This window comes from Comamonas odontotermitis, assembly GCF_020080045.1.
Lineage (GTDB): Bacteria > Pseudomonadota > Gammaproteobacteria > Burkholderiales > Burkholderiaceae_C > Comamonas > Comamonas odontotermitis.
In genome coordinates, this window is record NZ_CP083451.1 from 2254455 (window position 1) to 2271512 (window position 17058).

14 protein-coding genes are annotated in these 17058 nt (G+C 64.1%); 10 read left to right on the forward strand and 4 right to left on the reverse strand.

Going from position 1 to position 17058, the window contains the following annotated elements; genetic code table 11:
- Positions 1 to 113 precede the first annotated feature (113 nt).
- The 7 genes from LAD35_RS10405 to LAD35_RS10435 all read left to right on the forward strand — a co-directional run bounded on the left by LAD35_RS10405 (position 114) and on the right by LAD35_RS10435 (position 6442).
- Complete coding sequence (locus LAD35_RS10405; protein WP_224149016.1) at positions 114 to 1901, forward strand: nitrite/sulfite reductase; 1788 nt, start codon at positions 114 to 116, stop codon at positions 1899 to 1901.
- Positions 1902 to 1922: 21 nt separating this feature from the next.
- Positions 1923 to 2348, forward strand: coding sequence for a DUF934 domain-containing protein (locus LAD35_RS10410; protein WP_224149017.1), 426 nt, complete (start codon positions 1923 to 1925; stop codon positions 2346 to 2348).
- Positions 2345 to 2971 carry a phosphoadenosine phosphosulfate reductase domain-containing protein gene (locus LAD35_RS10415; RefSeq protein WP_224149018.1) on the forward strand — a complete coding sequence of 209 codons (627 nt, stop codon included), beginning with the start codon at positions 2345 to 2347 and terminating at the stop codon, positions 2969 to 2971. Before LAD35_RS10410 ends, LAD35_RS10415 begins: the two co-directional genes overlap by 4 nt.
- 139 nt (positions 2972 to 3110) lie before the next feature.
- Positions 3111 to 4043 carry a sulfate adenylyltransferase subunit CysD gene (gene cysD, locus LAD35_RS10420; RefSeq protein WP_224149019.1) on the forward strand — a complete coding sequence of 311 codons (933 nt, stop codon included), beginning with the start codon at positions 3111 to 3113 and terminating at the stop codon, positions 4041 to 4043.
- 96 nt (positions 4044 to 4139) lie between these two features.
- Positions 4140 to 5522 (forward strand): sulfate adenylyltransferase subunit 1, encoded by a 1383-nt coding sequence (locus LAD35_RS10425; protein ID WP_224149020.1) that lies wholly within the window; start codon positions 4140 to 4142, stop codon positions 5520 to 5522.
- A gap of 116 nt (positions 5523 to 5638) precedes the next feature.
- Positions 5639 to 5968 carry a ferredoxin FdxA gene (gene fdxA, locus LAD35_RS10430; protein WP_184710995.1) on the forward strand — a complete coding sequence of 110 codons (330 nt, stop codon included), beginning with the start codon at positions 5639 to 5641 and terminating at the stop codon, positions 5966 to 5968.
- A gap of 87 nt (positions 5969 to 6055) precedes the next feature.
- Positions 6056 to 6442, forward strand: coding sequence for an antibiotic biosynthesis monooxygenase family protein (locus tag LAD35_RS10435; RefSeq protein WP_396022788.1), 387 nt, complete (start codon positions 6056 to 6058; stop codon positions 6440 to 6442).
- A gap of 47 nt (positions 6443 to 6489) precedes the next feature.
- Here LAD35_RS10435 and LAD35_RS10440 read toward each other — a convergent pair whose 3' ends face one another.
- From LAD35_RS10440 to LAD35_RS10455, 4 genes are all read right to left on the reverse strand, one after another.
- Positions 6490 to 7695 (reverse strand): NAD(P)/FAD-dependent oxidoreductase, encoded by a 1206-nt coding sequence (locus LAD35_RS10440; protein WP_224149022.1) that lies wholly within the window; start codon positions 7693 to 7695, stop codon positions 6490 to 6492.
- Positions 7696 to 7876: 181 nt separating this feature from the next.
- Positions 7877 to 9409, reverse strand: a complete 1533-nt coding sequence (locus LAD35_RS10445) for an efflux transporter outer membrane subunit (protein WP_224149023.1) — start codon at positions 9407 to 9409, stop codon at positions 7877 to 7879.
- An 8-nt stretch (positions 9410 to 9417) separates the two neighbouring features.
- Positions 9418 to 12603 (reverse strand): efflux RND transporter permease subunit, encoded by a 3186-nt coding sequence (locus tag LAD35_RS10450; protein ID WP_224149024.1) that lies wholly within the window; start codon positions 12601 to 12603, stop codon positions 9418 to 9420.
- Between the two features lie 26 nt (positions 12604 to 12629).
- Positions 12630 to 13931 carry an efflux RND transporter periplasmic adaptor subunit gene (locus LAD35_RS10455; RefSeq protein WP_396022789.1) on the reverse strand — a complete coding sequence of 434 codons (1302 nt, stop codon included), beginning with the start codon at positions 13929 to 13931 and terminating at the stop codon, positions 12630 to 12632.
- 310 nt (positions 13932 to 14241) lie between these two features.
- Here LAD35_RS10455 and LAD35_RS10460 point away from each other — a divergent pair, with 310 nt between their 5' ends.
- The 3 genes from LAD35_RS10460 to LAD35_RS10470 all read left to right on the forward strand — a co-directional run bounded on the left by LAD35_RS10460 (position 14242) and on the right by LAD35_RS10470 (position 17052).
- Positions 14242 to 14634, forward strand: a complete 393-nt coding sequence (locus tag LAD35_RS10460) for a sirohydrochlorin chelatase (RefSeq protein ID WP_224149026.1) — start codon at positions 14242 to 14244, stop codon at positions 14632 to 14634.
- Positions 14635 to 14864: 230 nt separating this feature from the next.
- A complete protein-coding gene (locus LAD35_RS10465) occupies positions 14865 to 15806 on the forward strand; it encodes a CysB family HTH-type transcriptional regulator (RefSeq protein ID WP_224149027.1) in 942 nt (313 codons plus the stop codon).
- Between the two features lie 82 nt (positions 15807 to 15888).
- Positions 15889 to 17052 (forward strand): pyridoxal phosphate-dependent aminotransferase, encoded by a 1164-nt coding sequence (locus LAD35_RS10470; RefSeq protein ID WP_224149028.1) that lies wholly within the window; start codon positions 15889 to 15891, stop codon positions 17050 to 17052.
- Positions 17053 to 17058: the final 6 nt, after the last annotated feature.

The window sequence follows — 17058 nt, forward strand, 5'->3', positions numbered from 1 at the left end:
AAAAGTCGTTTGAGTTTATATAAAACTTTTCTACAGTACATCGAAACAGCCGGACAGCCGTCGCCATTGCGGGGCAGCTTCTCCGGTCCGGGCCTAGCAAACCTTGCACCACGATGTACCAATACACCTCTTTCGACCGCGAATTCGTCCAACTCCGCGCCCAGCAGTTCCGCGACCAGCTCGAACGCTGGCAGCGCGGTGAGCTGACCGACGAGCAATTGCTGCCGCTGCGCCTGCAAAACGGCTGGTACATCCAGCGCTATGCGCCCATGGCCCGCATTGCCGTGCCCTATGGCGAAATCAACAGCGCCCAGCTGCGCATGCTGGCCCACATTGCCCGCGAATACGACAAGCCCACGCCCGAGCTGCTGGCCCATGCCCAGACCACGCAGGACCAGTTGCAGGCCGCCCAGCCCGGCCTCACCCTGGCCGCTGCGCCGCTGAAGTACGGTTACGGCCACTTCACCACGCGCACCAACGTGCAATTCAACTGGATTCCCATCACCAAGGCTGCCGATGTGATGGACCTGCTGGCCAGCGTGGGCATGCACGGCATCCAGACCAGTGGCAACGCCATGCGCAACATCAACTGCGAGGCGTACGAAGGCATTGCGCAAGACAGCGTGGCCGATGCACGCCCCTTTGCCGAAATTCTGCGCCAGTGGAGTACGCTGCACCCCGAGTTCGCCTTTCTGCCGCGCAAGTTCAAGATGTCGCTCAACGGCTCTGCCGAAGACCGCGCCGCCACCGGCTGGTACGACATCGGCCTGCAGACCGTGCGCAACGACGCGGGCGAGGTCGGCTTCATCGTCAAGGTGGGCGGCGGCATGGGCCGCACCCCGGTCATTGGCACCGTGGTGCGCGAGTTCCTGCCCTGGCACCAGATGCTCAACTACATCGAGGCCGTGATCCGCGTCTACAACATCTACGGACGGCGCGACAACAAGTACAAGGCCCGCATCAAGATCCTGGTCAAGGCCGAGGGCCAGAAGTTCATCGACGCGGTGGAAGCCGAGTACCGCGCCATTGTGGAGCAGGACGGCGCGCCGCACACCATCACCCAGGCCGAGCTGGACCGCGTGAGCGCCAATTTCGTGGTGCCTGCGCTTCAGCCCGCCAACCTGCCTTCCAGCGTCAAGACGGACGGCCAGCTCTACCAGCGCTGGCTGCAGCAAAACGTGCGCGGCCATCGCCTGCCAGGCCTGCGCTCCGTGGGGCTGTCGTTCAAGCGCGTGGGCTTTGCCCCGGGCGATGCCGACGCCGACACCATTGACGCCCTGGCCCAGCTGGCCGACCAGTTCTCGGCGGGCGAAGCACGCCTGACGCACGAGCAGAACCTGCTGCTGCCCTGGGTGCATGAAAGCGACTTACCCGCGCTGTATGAAGCGGCGCGCAATCTGGGCCTGGCCCAGCCCAACATCGGCCTGCTGACCGACATGATCGCCTGCCCCGGCGGCGACTACTGCGCGCTGGCCAACGCCCGCTCGCTGCCCATTGCGGCAGCACTGACCGAGCGCTACCAGGATCTGGACGAGGTGTTCGACCTCGGCCCCATCGACCTGCACATGAGCGGCTGCATCAACAGCTGCGGCCACCACCACAGCGGCCACATTGGCATCCTGGGCGTCGACAAAGACGGCAAGGAGTGGTACCAGATCACCCTGGGCGGCGCCGACGGCACCACGCTCTCCGGCCCAGCCATCCCGGGCAAGGTGGTCGGCCCCTCGTTCTCGGCGGCCGAAGTGCCCGATGTGATCGAAGCCATGCTCTCCACCTTCCGCGAACTGCGCAAGCCGGGTGAATTCTTCATCGACGCGCTGCGCCGCATCGGCCACGACCCGTTCAAGGCCTCCGCCAATGCCGCACGCCACCCCAAGGCTGAAGAAGCCATTGCCGGATAACGCTGTCACTGAGAAAACGCTATGAAAATCATTGCTGCCAGCGCAGTCACTACAAGCGCCGATGTTGAAAAGACCCTGGTTATTGCCAACGACGCCGAACTCGCCGAGATCGCAGCGAGCGGCGCATTGCAAGGCGTGGAGCGGGTCGAGCTGAACTTTCCCAAGTTCACCGATGGCCGCGCATTCAGCCAGGCCGTGCTGCTGCGCCGCCGCTACGGCTTTGCTGGCGACATCCGCGCCACCGGCGACGTGTTGATCGACCAGTTGGTACAGATGGCCCGCAGCGGCTTCACCAGCGCCGTGCTGGCCGAAGGCATCGACCCCGCCGCCGCAGAGCGCCAGTTTGCCCGCTTCAGCGGCTTCTACCAGGGCGATGCACTGCAGCCGCGCCCGCACTTTGCCCGCGACGCTGCCGGTACGACGGCTACCACCGAGGAGGCCGCATGAACAGCAGCCTGAACCTCTCCCAGGTCAACGCCGAACTCGGCCACAATGCGCCCGGCCTCGTGCAGTGGGCCCTGGGTCTGGGCAAAAGCGCCATCGTCACCACCAACTTCCGTCCGTTCGAGGCGGTGATCCTGCACATGGTGGCGCAGGTGCAGCCTGATGTGCCCATCATCTGGATGGACAACGGCTATAACACCGAAGCCACCTACCGCTTTGCCGACGAGGTGACGCGGAAGTTGGGGCTCAACCTGCGCACCTACCTGCCGCTGCGCTCTCGTGCGCACCGCGAAGCGGTCGAGGGCCCCACGCCCGCGCTCGATGACCCGCGCCACGCCGCCTTCACTGAAGAAGTCAAGCTCGAACCCTTTGCCCGGGCCCTGCGCGAGACGGCGCCCCAGGTCTGGTTCACCGCACTGCGCGCCACCGACAGCGCCGTGCGCGCCCAGATGGAGCCGGTCAGCATCAACCCCGATGGCCTCATCAAGGTGGCGCCGCTGCTGCACTGGTCGTCCAAGGATCTGTATGACTACTGCGAAAAGCACGGTCTGCCCAACAACTTCGACTATGTGGACCCGACCAAGGGCGAAGCGCAGCGCGAATGCGGCCTGCACTTGGCGCATTGAACATGACACCCCCTGAGCCACTTCGCGTCTTCCCCCTCTCTCGCTACGCGGGAGGGGGACGCAGCCAGCGCGGCGGGTCGGCCCTTGCGCGGCTGCCCTCGCTTAGAGCGCGCCAGTTTTGAAAGTATTGGAAAAACAAATGAATGCCCGTGTTGAAACCGATGTGCTCAGCCACCTGAGCAACCAGCATCTGGATGCGCTGGAAGAGGAAACCATCTTCATCCTGCGCGAGGTGGCGGCCGCCTTCGAGCGCCCCGCCCTGCTGTTCTCCGGCGGCAAGGATTCGCTGGTCATGCTCAAGTGCGCGGAAAAAGCGTTCGGCGCGGGCCGCATCCCCTACCCACTGCTGATGATCGACACCGGCCACAACTTCCCCGAGGTGACCGACTTCCGCGATTTTCGCGCCCAGGAGCTGGGCGCCGAGCTGATTGTGCGCAGTGTCGAAGACTCCATGGCACGCGGCACGGTGCGCCTGTCGCACCCCAGTGAATCGCGCAATGTGCACCAGTCGGTCACGCTGCTCGAAGCCATTGAGGAGTTCCGCTTCGACGCGCTGATTGGCGGTGCGCGCCGCGACGAGGAAAAGGCCCGCGCCAAGGAGCGCATCTTCTCCCACCGCGACAGCTTTGGCCAGTGGCAGCCCAAGGCGCAGCGCCCCGAGCTGTGGACGCTGTTCAACACGCGCCTGGCGCCCGGCGAGCATTTCCGCGTCTTCCCGATCAGCAACTGGACCGAGCTGGACGTGTGGCAGTACATCGACCGCGAAAAAATCGCCCTGCCCAGCCTGTACTACGCCCATGAGCGTGATGTGGTCGAGCGCAAGGGCCTGCTGGTGCCCGTGACCGCGCTCACACCGCCCAGGGACGGCGAATCGGTGGAACAGCGCACCGTGCGCTTTCGCACCGTGGGCGACATCACCTGCACCTGCCCGGTGGAGAGCGACGCAGCAACGGCCGCCGACATCGTGCTCGAAACCCTGACGGCCGAAGTGAGCGAGCGCGGCGCCACCCGCATGGACGACAAGACCAGCGACGCCTCGATGGAAAAGCGCAAGAAAGACGGATATTTTTAGGAGCATGCCCTTCTGAGGCGCTGCTGGGCGGTTCTGCCCTCGGCAGTGCTGCATCGATGCGCAACGCCCAATGCCTGAATCACTGAGATGAATGCGATGACAGAAACCATTACTTCAATAGCAGCCACCGCCCAACCATCGGGCGCCGGCAGCCCAAATGATGCAAAACCGGCAGGCAATGCCTCTGCGCTGCGCTTCATTACCTGCGGCTCGGTCGATGATGGCAAATCCACGCTGATCGGCCGCCTGCTGGTTGACAGCAAATCGGTGCTGCAGGATCACCTCGCTGGCGTACAGCGTGGCGGCGAAACCGATCTGGCGCTGTTGACCGATGGCCTGTCCGCCGAGCGCGAGCAAGGCATCACCATCGACGTGGCCTACCGCTACTTTGCCACCGAAGCGCGCAAGTTCATCATTGGCGATGCGCCCGGCCACGAGCAATACACCCGCAACATGGTCACCGCCGCCTCCAGCGCCGATGCCGCCGTGGTGCTGGTCGATGCCACCAAGCTCGACTGGAAAAACCCCCAGCTGCCGCTGCTGGCCCAGACCCGCCGCCACAGCCTGCTGGTGCACCTGCTGCGCGTCAATGCCCTGGTGTTTGCCGTCAACAAGCTCGACGCCGTGGACGACCCGGCCCTCGCCTTTGCCAACATCCGCAATGCGCTTGCCACCTTTGCGCAGGCAGCGGGCATCACCGTGGCGGCCACCGTGCCCGTGTCGGCACTCAAGGGTTGGAATGTGGTGACGCCCCATGCCGACTGGGCCGGCTACCAGGGCCCCAGCCTGCTGCAACTGCTGGAAAAGCTCCCCGCAACGCCTGCCGATACCGGCCAGCCCTTTGCCTTTGCCGTGCAGTGGGTGGAAAAGTTCTCATCCTCTGCCGACACCAGTCAGGGGCGCCGCGTGTTCTGGGGCAAGGTCGCCACCGGCGACGTCGCCGTGGGCACCGCCGTGCAGATCCTGCCCAGCGGCCAGCGCGCCACCGTGGCCCAGGTACTCGACCACACCCGCCAGGCCAAAAGCCGCGGCGCAGGCCAGAGCGCCGGCATCGTGCTCGACCGTGAGGTGGACGTATCGCGCGGCGACTGGTTGATTGCTGCCCCTGTTGCCACTGCAGCTGCCGACGACGACTTTGACGCCCCTGCCGAGCAGGCCGCCTGGCCCGCCACTCGCGAGATCACCGCCACCGTGGCCTGGATGGACAACGAGCCCCTGGTGCCGGGCCGCGTGTACCAGGCCCTGCATGGCCGCCGCTGGATCAAGGCCAAGGTGCGCAAGGTGCTGCACCGGCTCGACATCAACACGCTGGAACGGCAGGCCGCCGAGCAACTGGAGCCCAATGCCATCGGCCGCGTCGAGATCACGCTGCAGGAGGCGATTCCTGCAGCGCCCTTTGCCCGCTCGCGCGAACTGGGTTCGCTGATTCTGGTGGACCCGGCCTCCAACAGCACGGCTGCGGCCGTGCTCGTGGAATGAACATGTCCCCCATCCCGTACCCGAAAACCACGGTATTCAAGTACGCTCTATGTGCTCTTGCACAAAAATCGTAAAATTCCCGCTGTTTGTCTGAACCACTGGCGTAAATAAATTCCATGACCCACGTCGTCACCGAAAACTGCATCAAGTGCAAATACACCGACTGTGTAGACGTCTGCCCTGTTGACTGCTTCCGCGAAGGCCCGAACTTCCTCACCATCGATCCGGACGAATGCATCGACTGCGCCGTCTGCATTCCCGAGTGCCCGGCCAATGCCATCTACGCAGAAGAAGATGTGCCAGCCGACCAGATCGCCTTCATCAAGCTGAACGCCGAGCTGGCCCTGGCCGACGGCTGGAAGAGCATCACCAAGCGCAAGACGCCGCTTGAAGGCGCCGATGAGGCCAACGGCCAGCCCGGCAAGATCAAGGACCTGATCCGCTGATTGCCAGCACCTCGACAAGCCAGCCTGCCAGCTGGCTTTTTTATTGGGCCTGCCCCGTCAAGGCCATGCATGTCTCCACCTCGTGCCATGGGCACGCACGGGGTTCCCGCCCCGCCCGCTCTTGCCAACAGGTGTACCGTGAGCAACTCCCGATTCGCAAAAACGCCTCAGCCCCCGTATTACGCAGTCATTTTTACCTCGCAGCGCACCGCGACTGAAAACGACGCCTACGGCAACATGGCCGATCAGATGGAGGTTCTCGCCCAGCAACAGCCCGGCTTTTTAGGCGCAGAAAGCACACGCGGCGCCGATGGCTTGGGCATTACTGTTGCCTACTGGGAAACCGAAGCCGACATCGCCGCCTGGAAAGCCAATGCCGACCACCTGGCCGCCCAGCGCGCAGGCGCAGAGCGCTGGTACGAGCACTACGAGGTGCGGGTAGCCAAGGTAGAACGCGCTTACGGAAAGCGCTGAGATCGTAAACACGTTCTAAAGCAGCAGGCGCTGCCGGAGCGGCGCCATCAATCCGGGTGCGACACCCCCAGCCGCTCATGCAGGCGCTTGCTCGTCGTGGTGTATTCGAGCAGCAGCTTTTCGCCGCGCAGGTATTCGATGGCTGCCATGGCCGCCATCGTGGCCTCGTAGAACCCGCTCAGGATCAGCTTGCGCTTGCCGGGGTAGCTGACGATATCGCCAGCCGCGTAGATGCCCGTGGCGCTGGTGGCAAAGCTGTCGGTCGCCACCTGCAGCTGCTTTTTCTCGATCGCCAGACCCCATTCCAGCAGCGGCCCAAGCTTGGGCGAGATGCCCTGGCATACCCATAGCTGGTCGCAAGGCAGGCGCTGGTCCTGGCCGTCCGCATCGATGTACGCCATGGTCTGCAGGCGCGCAGCCGCGCCGTCTTCAGCCACCTCCAGGCTCTGCGGCATGCCAACTACCACCTCCACGCGGCCGCTGGCGCGCAAGGCCGCCAGCGCATCCAGCAGGGCCTGCGGTGCGTTGAACTGGTCGCGCCGGTGCAGCAAGACAACCGACACCGAGGCAAGCAACGGGTGCTGCGCAGCGGTGACTGCCACCTGCACGGCGGCCTCGTCTCCGCCATGCACCACGATCTTTGGCGCCTTGGATGCAGCCAGCGCCGCCGCCTGCTGCGACACCCAGGCTTCGCCCAGATCCGGGTGGTAGAACACCTGCCGCCCTACCAGCGCGTCAATGCCGGGCAGACGCAGCTGCTTGGGCACAAAGGCACCCACCCCGGCTGTCACAAAAATGGTTCTGGCCAGCAGCCACGTGGTTCCATCGCCGCCATCCGGCGCAGGCTCCTGGCCCTGCAATTGCACGCGCCAGCGGCCATCGCCCCGGGCCTGTACCTGGGCCATCTGGGTGCGGGGGTGGAAGACGGGGGCAAAAGGTGCAATCTGCTGCTGCAGCCTGGCGGCCAGTTCGCGGCCGGTGCACAGCGGAATACCAGGGATGTCGTAGATGGGCTTGTCGGCATACAGTTCGATGCACTGCCCGCCCATGACGGGCAAGGTGTCGCAGATATGCGCCTGCACGCCCTGCAACCCGAGCTGGAAAGCGGTGAAGAGCCCCACCGGCCCGGCGCCGATGATGAGCGCATCCACCTCCTGCGCAGCCGGTGCATCAACACCGGAAACGGCTGACGTGGCTTCAGTGGCGGCAATCGGGGCATCGGGAACGGTTTCGGGGCGCTGTGTATCGGTCATGCCCCGATGGTAGTGCAGCTGCCTTGGCCTTGATGGCTTTGCGCATATGCATGCGCCGAGCTGCGCTACCGGAAGCAGTCCTTCAAAAAACAGAGCTGCCCGCGCTTGCTGTTATTGGTTGTCTGGCAATAATTCCCTTCAAAACCAATACCTGCAAGCGCGGGCAGCTCACTTTTTTATCTTACTGTACGGAATCGACCCCGCCGCCTAGCGCCTTGTACAGCGCAATACGGTTGACCTGCTCGGCCTGCAGCAAGGTGATCTGCGTCTGCTGCGCGGCATACAGGCTGCGTTGCGCATCCAGCACGGTGAGGAAGTCGTCCGCCCCCGCCTTGAAGCGCGCCTGCGACAGCTCCAGCACGCGGCTGGCCGATGCCACCAGGGCAGTCTGAGAGTCCAGCCTGCGCTGCATGGTGGCGCGGTCGGCCAGGGCGTCGTTCACTTCGCGGAAAGCGGTCTGGATGGCCTTTTCGTACTGCGCAAGCGCCACATCGCGGTTGGCTTGCGCAATATCAAGATTCGCCTGGTTACGGCCGTTGTCAAAAATGGGCAGGCGGATCTGCGGCACAAAGCTCCAGGCGCGGTTGCCGCCTTCGAACAGGCCGCTGAGTTCGTTGCTGCCCGTTCCCACGTTGGCCGTCAGGCTGATGGTGGGGAAGAAGGCCGCACGCGCCGCGCCAATGCTGGCGTACTGGGCCTGCAGGCTGTGTTCGGCAGCCGCGATGTCGGGCCGCGCCAGCAGTACGGTCGACGACAGGCGCGCGGGCACCTGTGTCATTGCCGTGGTGGCAGCCTGCGTGGCCACCTTGGGCGTAGCGCCGTCGAGCAGTTGGCCGGAGCCCGCCTTTTTCAGATCCAGGGCCGTGAGCGACGCCGCAGGCGCCTGCGGCAGCATGTCGGCGGAAACCGGGCCACCTACCAGCAGTTGCAGGGCATTGCGGTCGCGCTGCACCTGCGATTCATAGGCCGCCACGTCGTTGCGCGCGGTCTCCACCGCCGTCTGGTTCTGTGCCAACACCAGTCCATTGGTGGCGCCCAACTGGTGCATGCGCTGCACGAGGCTGTAGCCATGCTCGCGCGTGGCCAGAGTGTCGCGCGCCAGCTGCAGGCGCTGCTGGTCGCTGGCCAGCGTGATCCAGGCGTTGCTGATGTCGGTGATCAGGCCCAGTTGCACGCTGCGGCGGTTTTCTTCGATCTGCAGGTACTGCTGCAGCGCCGATTCGCTCAGGTTTCGTACGCGCCCCCAGAAATCCAGCTCGTAGCTGGCCAGGCCCAGTTGCACATTGAACTGGTTCGCCGTGGAAGCGCCCGCGCTGGCCGAGCGCAGGTCGTCTGCCGTGCGCGTACGGCTGGCCTGGCCGCTGGCATTGAGGGTAGGCAACTGGTCTGCCCGCTGCACCCCGTACTGCGCACGCGCCTTTTCGATATTGGCGATGGCAACGCGCAGGTCACGGTTGTTCTGCAGCGCCGTCTCCATCAACTGGCGCAGCCGGGCGTCTTCCACCCACTGCTGCCAGGGCAGCATGCGCCATTCGCTGGCAGAGACGGGCTCCACCGAAAACTCGTCGGGCACGGCAGACAGCGCGCCATCCAGCGTGGCAGGCACGGGTGCATCAGGGCGCTGGTAGATCGGCGCGAGGTTGCAGGCGCTCAGCAACCCGGCCGCCAGCAGGGCAAGCGGCAGGCGCAAGGCAGAGGGGCAGACAGTCTTCATGCTCGGAATCATTGCGCGCCCTCCACCGGGTGCGCGTTAGCGGTTGCGGTTGCGGGTGGTGCAGCCTCCTCATGGCGGCTGCGCGAGCGGAACCAGCTGCGTATCAGCAGGAAGAACACCGGCACCATGAAGATGCCCAGCAAGGTGGAAGCCACCATGCCGCCCAGCACCGCCGTGCCGATGGCCACGCGGCCGGCCGCGCCAGCGCCGGTGCCGATGGCCAACGGTATCACGCCAAAGCCAAATGCCAGCGAGGTCATCAGAATGGGACGCAGCCGCAGCCGCACGGCGGCCACCACGGCATCGAACACGCTCTTGCCCTGCTCTTGCAGCTGCACGGCAAATTCCACGATCAAAATGGCGTTCTTCGCAGCCAGCCCCACCGTGGTGAGCAGACCGACCTGGAAGTACACGTCATTCGTCAGCCCGCGCGTGTAGGTGGACAGCAGCGCGCCGATGACGCCCAGCGGCACTGCCAGCATCACCGACAGCGGCACCGTCCAGCTTTCGTACAGCGCAGCCAGGCACAGGAAGACGAACAGGATCGAGATGGCGTACAGCATGGGCGCCTGCGCACCCGACTGGCGCTCCTGCAGCGAGGCGCCCGTCCATTCGTAGCCAATGCCGGGCGGCAGCTGCTTGAGGATGTCCTCGATGGTCTGCATGGCCACACCCGAGCTCACACCGGGCGCGGAGCTACCGATGATTTCATAGGCCGGAGCGCCGTTGTAGCGCAGCAGCTGCGGCGAGCCATAGGCCCAGTGGCTGCTGGCAAAGGCGCTGAAAGGCACCATTTCGCCCTTGTTGTTGCGCACCGTCCACTGGCCAATGTCCTGCGGCAGCATGCGGTACTTGGCGTCGCCCTGCACATACACGCGCTTGACGCGGCCATTGTTCAGGAAATCGTTCACATAGGTACCGCCCATGGCGCTGGAGAGCGTGCTGTTGATGTCGTTGTACGACAGGCCCAGCGCCGCAGCCTTGCGGTCGTCCACCTCCACGCGCAGCTCGCTGGCGTCGTCGAGGTTGGTGGTGCGCACGGCGGTCAGCAGGTTGCTTTTGCGGGCTTCGTCCAGAACCTTGTTGGTGGCGGCCAGCAAGGCGCTGTGCCCCAGGCCGTTGACGTCCTTGATCATGAAGTTGAAGCCCGCGTTGGACCCCAGGCCCCGCACGGCGGGCGGCATCATCACATAGACGCGGGCATCGCGGATGCGCGCCAGATCCTTGTTGGCCTTGAAGGCGATGGCATTGGCCGCCTGGCTGGCCAGGGGGCGCTCATCCCACGGTTTCAGACGGATGAAGCCGCGTGCCGAGCTCTGGTCGCCGTTCAGCCCCGATACCTGGTTGAAACTGATGATGTCGGGCTGGTCCAGCAGGTAGTCGCGCACCTCGTCCAGCACGTCCTGCAATCGGGCGTCGGCAGCGCCTGCGGGCAGGTTGACGTTGACGTACAGAAAGCCCTGGTCTTCGTCCGGAAGGAAGGATGTGGGCAGCACGCGTGCCACGATCCAGATGGCGGCCAGCACGGCCACGAAAATCAGCATCATGCGCTTGGCGCGGCGCAGACTGTAGGCCACCGTGCTCTGGTAGCGGCTGGCGGTGGCGTCAAAACTGCGGTTGAACCAGCGGAAGAACCGGTCGCTCACACCCAGCAGGCCTCCGCGCACGGCGCGCTCGTGGTGCGCATCTTCTTGCGGGGCTTTGAGGATGGTGGCGCACAGCGCGGGTGTCAGCGTCAGCGCCACAAACACCGACAGCGCCATGGCCGCGACGATGGTGATGGAGAACTGGCGGTAGATCACTCCGGTCGAGCCGCCAAAGAACGCCATGGGCACGAATACCGCCGACAGTGTGACGCCAATGCCTACCAGGGCCGGGGTGATTTCGCGCATGGAGAGCTTGGTGGCCTCCTTGGCGGACAGGCCCGTCTCGTGCATCACGCGCTCGACGTTCTCGACCACCACGATGGCATCGTCCACCAACAGGCCAATGGCCAGCACCATGGCAAACATGGTCAGGGTATTGATGGAATAACCCGCGATGGACAGCACGCCGAAGGTGCCCAGCAGCACCACTGGCACGGCAATCGCAGGAATCAGGGTGGCGCGCAGGTTCTGCAGGAAGATGAACATCACGATCACCACCAGCACCATGGCCTCGCCCAGCGCACTCACCACCTCATGGATCGAGGCGCGCACAAAGGGGGTCGAGTCCGAGCTGACGAAGTATTCGATCTGGTTGGGGAAGAACGGCTTCATCTCCGCCAGCTTGGCGGCCACGGCATCCGATACCGCCATGGCGTTGGCGCCGTCGGCCAGGATGATGCCCATGCCCGCGCCGCGCATGCCGTTGAGCTTGGCCTGGATGGAGAGGTTGTCGGCGCCCAGCTCCACCCGCGCCACATCGGCGATGGTGACAACCGAGCCGTCGGTGGCAGCCTTGAGCACGATGTTCTCGAACTGGTCCACCGTTTTGAGCTTGGTGCGCGCCGTGATGGTGGCATTGAGCTGCTGGTTCTGAACGGCGGGCAAGGCCCCCAGTTGGCCCGCCGAGACCTGGGCATTCTGCGCATTGAGCGCGTTGACCAGATCGGAGGGCACAAGGCCGTACTTTTCCAGCTTGGCCGGGTCCATCCACACCCGCATGGCGTAGAAGGTGCCGAAGACGTTGACGTCCCCCACCCCTTCGATGCGGCCGATCACATCGACCAGGTTGGAGTTGATGTAGTCGCCAATGTCCACCTCGGTGATCGATGGATCCTTGGAGTAGAAGCTGTAGGTGACCAGAAAATCCTGGCCGCCCTTGTTGATGAAGACGCCCCGGCTCTTGACCGCATCGGGCAGGCGGTTCAGGGCGCCCTGGATCTTGTTCTGCACCTGCACCTGGGCAACGTCCACATTGGTGCCGGGCGCAAAGGTGAGCGTGATCCGCGCCTGGCCGGACGCGCTGCTCGACGAGCTCATGTAGAGCATGTTGTCGATGCCCTTGATCTGCTGCTCGATGATCTGGGTGACGGAGTTTTCCACCGTTTCAGCCGAGGCACCGGTGTACTGGGCGCCAATCGTCACGCGTGGTGGCGCGATCTCGGGGTATTGCTCCAGCGGCAGCTTGAAAATGGACAAGGCGCCGCCCAGCATGATGACGATGGCGATCACCCATGCAAAGATGGGGCGCTGGATAAAGAACTGTGCCATGGGTGCAGCCTTTTTCTTCTTGCTTCTTATTTGCCAGCTGCAGGCGCAGAAGCAGCGGGCGTGGCAGGTGCGGCCGCCTCACCAGGCGCTCTTCCCGGGCTGCGCGGCTTGTCGGCCTTGGCCTGGAGGTCGATCACGGTGGGGTTCACCTTGTCGCCCACCTTCACACGCTGAAAACCATCCACCACCACACGCTCGCCCGCCTTGAGGCCGCTGCCCACCAACCACTGGTTGCCGATGGCACGGTCAATCTCCAGGGGACGCTTCTCGATCTTGTCGTCCTGGCTCACCACCATCACACTGGCACGGCCGGTCAGATCGCGAGTCACCGACTGCTGCGGCACCAGGAGCGCATCAGGCGCCACTGCCGTGGGCAACAGAGCCTGCACATACATATTGGGCATCAGCATGCCGTCGGGGTTGGGCACCTGCGCACGCAGGGTGACGGTGCCGGTGGTAGCGTTGACGATGACGCCCGCAAACTTGAGCTTGGCGGTGTGGGGGTACTGGGTGCCGTCATCGAGGCGGATGCGCACCGGAATCTGGTCGCCATCCACCTTCTGGAAGCGCCCGGCCGCCAGATCGCGCTGCAACTGCAGCATCTCGGTGCTCGACTGCGTGAAATCCACATACATCGGATCGAGCTGCACCACGGTGGTGAGCGGCGCCGTCTGGTTGGCCGTGACCAGCGCGCCCGGCGTTACCGAAGAGGTGCTGACCCGGCCACTGATGGGCGATGTGATGCGGGTGTACTGCAGGTTGACCTTGGCGTTGTCGAGCGCGGCCTGTGCCACGGCGACATCGGATGCAGTCTGCGCGACTGCGGCCTGGCTGTCGTCGTACACCTGGCGGCTGATCGCGTCGATCTTCACCAACTCGGCATTGCGCGCTGCATTGCTGCGCGCGGTCTGCGCGGTGGCCTTGGCCTTGGCAACAGCCGCCTGGGCGCTGTTGACGGCGGCGGTGGCCGAGCGGTCATCCAACTGGTAGAGCATCTGCCCGGCCTTGACCTGCGCGCCCTCGGTGAACAGGCGCTTTTCGACGATGCCGTTGGCCTGGGGCCGAATGTCGGCCATCATGAAGGCGCTGGTGCGGCCCGGCAACTCGGCCATCAGGCTCTGCGCAGTTGGCTGCACGGTAATGATGCCCACCTCGGTCGCCTTGGCTGCAGGCGCCTCCACCGCCTTCTTCTCGGAACATGCCGCCAGCAAGGCGATGGCCGCTACAGCGGCAACACTGCGCCAGCCGGAAGATGAAAGCGGAAGGACTGGATGCAGAGGGGCAGAAGCAACCATAGCGTGGCGTGAGGGAGAATGGGCATCCAGCATCATCGGTGGTGATTTTGGTAGAGAGCAAACTACTATTTTTGCAGCTTAATATGTAGGAAATGTAAAGCCCGCCAGCGGATTGGCTTGCGCATGCTGCAATGCGGCGCCCCGGCGAATCACACATTCTGCTACAGCCTGTATCCCTGCGATACAGGCGCTGCAACGCTCTATGGGAAAGCGATAATGCGCAAAGGTTCCCTTCGAGTCACCTTGCTGACACCGGTTTCTTTTTTCACCACAGAGTTACCCCGCTTTCCATACGGCCAGCCTGTTTCACCGGGCTGCCCCCTTTTGCCCCAAGGAGCGCTCCATGCCCATTTCTGCCCCCGCATCCGGACTGATTCTGCTCTCGCATGGCTCCAAGGACCCCGTCTGGCGCGGCAATGCCGAACGGCTGCTGGCCCTGGTGCAGCGAGACAGGCCGCAGGCGGCGGTCGCCTGCGCCTATCTGGACTGGTGCGAGCCCGCGCTGGGCGCCGCCTTGGAACACCTGGTGCAGCAGCACCCTCGATTGACCCAAGTCACCATCTGGCCGCTGCTGTTTGGCGTGGGCAAGCATGCGCGTGACGACATTCCCGCCCTGGTGCAGCGCACGGCACCGCAATTTCCGCAGATGGCCCTGACCATCGCGCCCGCCATGGGTGAAGACGACCGCGTGATGCAGTTGCTGGCGAGCATGGCCGCCGGCTATCTGCAAAGCTGAAATCCCGCGCTGCGGTCTTGTGGCCCTGCTGCGCCGGTGCACCGCTGCGCTTGCGCTCAAGGCGCCACCGGCGGCATCGGCCTGCCTAACCCCGGCAGAGTTTCGGTGTTCTATCGATATCACTGGCGTTTATATTCCAATGAAGCATAATGATGCAGATCAATATTCCATAATCTTGTAGGACCTGTGCAAAGCGCGCACCCAGCTGCTGGGCGCAGGCCGAATCTTTTATGAACCTGCATCAGTTCCGCTTCGTGCAAGAGGCCGCGCGCCGCAACCTCAACCTGACCGAGGCTGCCAAGGCGCTGCACACCTCGCAACCCGGCGTCTCCAAGGCCATCATCGAGCTGGAGGAAGAGTTGGGCATCGACATCTTCGCCCGCCACGGCAAGCGCTTGAAGCGCATTACCGAACCCGGCCAGCAGGTGCTCAAGAGCATTGAGATCATCATGCGCGAAGTGGGTAACCTGAAGCGCATCGGCGACCAGTTCAGCACCCAGGACAGCGGCACGCTGTCGATTGCCACCACCCACACGCAGGCCCGCTATGTGCTGCCCACGCCCGTGGCCAAGCTGCGTGAACACTACCCCAAGGTCACCGTCAGCCTGCACCAGGCCACGCCTGCCGAAGTAGCGCGCATGGTGATCGACGAGCAGGCCGATATCGGCATGGCCACCGAATCGCTGGCGGATTACCCCGACCTTGTCACCCTGCCCTGCTACGAATGGCAGCACGTGCTGGTCATGCCGCACCAGCATCCATTGGCGCAGAAAGAGCGCGTCACGCTCGAAGACATTGCCAATGAGCCGCTGATCACCTACCACCCCAGCTTTACCGGGCGCGGCAAGATCGATGCAGCCATGGCCTCGCGCCAGCTCACGCCGCGCATCGTGCTGGAGGCCATCGACTCCGACGTGATCAAGACCTATGTGCGCCTGGGCCTGGGTATCGGCATCGTGGCCGAGATGGCCATGCGCGACGACCCGCTCAAGGACCTGGCGGTGCGCCCCATGGGCTACCTGTTCGGCCAGAGCGTGGCACGTGTGGCCTTCAAGCGCGGCGCCTACATGCGCAACTTCGTCTACAAGTTTTCCGAGCTGCTGAGCGACCGCTTGAGCCATGACCTGATCGACCGCGCCATGGTCGGTCACGTGGCGGACTATGAACTGTGAGCCCAGCGTCTAAAATACTCATGAATTGATAGCTACCAGCGCCCGGCCAACGGGCGCTAGCTACGTAAAACACTGCAAATCCATGACTGCCACCGTCTCCACACCCAGCTTTCCCAGCCGTCTGCCCCAGGTGGGCACCACCATCTTCACCGTCATGTCGGCACTGGCTGCCGAGCACAAGGCGGTCAATCTGGGCCAGGGCTTTCCGGATTTTGGCTGCGACCCGGCGCTGATCGAAGGAGTGACCCGTGCCATGCAGGCGGGCCACAACCAATACCCGCCGATGACTGGCGTGCCTGCGCTGCGCGAGGTGGTGTCGCAGAAAATCGAGGCCCTGTATGGCAGACGCTATGACGCCACGAGCGAGATCACCGTCACCGCCGGTGCCACCCAGGCCATCCTGACCATCATCCTGAGCTGCGTGAGCCCGGGCGACGAAGTGATCGTGCTCGACCCCTGCTACGACAGCTATGTGCCCAACATCGAGCTGGCCGGTGGCGTGCCCGTGCGTGTGCCGCTCACGCCCAAAACATTCCGCCCCGATTTCGGCAAGATCGCTGCGGCCATCACGCCCAAAACCCGCTTGATGCTCATCAACACCCCGCACAACCCCAGCGGCACCACCTGGACGGCGCAGGAGATGCAGCAGCTCGAAGACCTGCTGGCTCCCAGCAACATCCTGCTGCTGTCCGACGAGGTGTATGAGCACATGGTGTACGACGGCGCACGCCACGAAAGCGCTTCGCGCTACCCGGCCCTGGCGGCTCGCACCTATGTGGTCAGCAGCTTTGGAAAAACCTTCCACGTCACCGGATGGAAGGTGGCCACCGTTGCAGCGCCCGCAGCGCTGACTGCAGAATTCCGCAAGGTGCACCAGTTCAACGTGTTCACCGTCAACACGCCCATGCAGGTGGGACTGGCCGACTATTTGAAAAACCCGGCCCCCTACCTCGACCTGCCCCCGTTCTACCAGAAGAAGCGCGACCTCTTCCGCGCAGGCCTCGAAGGCTCGCGCCTGCAATTGCTGCCCTGCCCGGGCACCTATTTCCAGTGTGTCGATATCTCCGCCGTGACGGATGCCAGCGAAGCCGATTTCTGCCAGCAACTGGTCAAGGACCTGGGCGTTGCCGCCATCCCGCTGTCCGCCTTCTATGGCGATGGCTTCGACCAGCAGGTGGTGCGCTTCTGTTTTGCCAAGAAGGACGAGACACTGCTGGCAGCCCTGGAGCGGCTGCGCAAGCTGTAGGCGAGC

Excerpts from the sequence above, each read along its gene's own strand:
- LAD35_RS10470 (WP_224149028.1), top strand. The coding sequence starts at position 15,889 with ATGACTGCCACCGTCTCCACACCCAGCTTTCCCAGCCGTCTGCCCCAG.
- LAD35_RS10410 (WP_224149017.1), top strand. The coding sequence starts at position 1,923 with ATGAAAATCATTGCTGCCAGCGCAGTCACTACAAGCGCCGATGTTGAA.
- LAD35_RS10445 (WP_224149023.1), bottom strand. The coding sequence starts at position 9,409 with ATGAAGACTGTCTGCCCCTCTGCCTTGCGCCTGCCGCTTGCCCTGCTG.
- LAD35_RS10460 (WP_224149026.1), top strand. The coding sequence starts at position 14,242 with ATGCCCATTTCTGCCCCCGCATCCGGACTGATTCTGCTCTCGCATGGC.
- LAD35_RS10450 (WP_224149024.1), bottom strand. The coding sequence starts at position 12,603 with ATGGCACAGTTCTTTATCCAGCGCCCCATCTTTGCATGGGTGATCGCC.
- LAD35_RS10440 (WP_224149022.1), bottom strand. The coding sequence starts at position 7,695 with ATGACCGATACACAGCGCCCCGAAACCGTTCCCGATGCCCCGATTGCC.
- LAD35_RS10415 (WP_224149018.1), top strand. The coding sequence starts at position 2,345 with ATGAACAGCAGCCTGAACCTCTCCCAGGTCAACGCCGAACTCGGCCAC.
- LAD35_RS10405 (WP_224149016.1), top strand. The coding sequence starts at position 114 with ATGTACCAATACACCTCTTTCGACCGCGAATTCGTCCAACTCCGCGCC.
- LAD35_RS10465 (WP_224149027.1), top strand. The coding sequence starts at position 14,865 with ATGAACCTGCATCAGTTCCGCTTCGTGCAAGAGGCCGCGCGCCGCAAC.
- fdxA (WP_184710995.1), top strand. The coding sequence starts at position 5,639 with ATGACCCACGTCGTCACCGAAAACTGCATCAAGTGCAAATACACCGAC.
- LAD35_RS10435 (WP_396022788.1), top strand. The coding sequence starts at position 6,056 with ATGGGCACGCACGGGGTTCCCGCCCCGCCCGCTCTTGCCAACAGGTGT.
- LAD35_RS10425 (WP_224149020.1), top strand. The coding sequence starts at position 4,140 with ATGACAGAAACCATTACTTCAATAGCAGCCACCGCCCAACCATCGGGC.
- LAD35_RS10455 (WP_396022789.1), bottom strand. The coding sequence starts at position 13,931 with ATGCTGGATGCCCATTCTCCCTCACGCCACGCTATGGTTGCTTCTGCC.
- cysD (WP_224149019.1), top strand. The coding sequence starts at position 3,111 with ATGAATGCCCGTGTTGAAACCGATGTGCTCAGCCACCTGAGCAACCAG.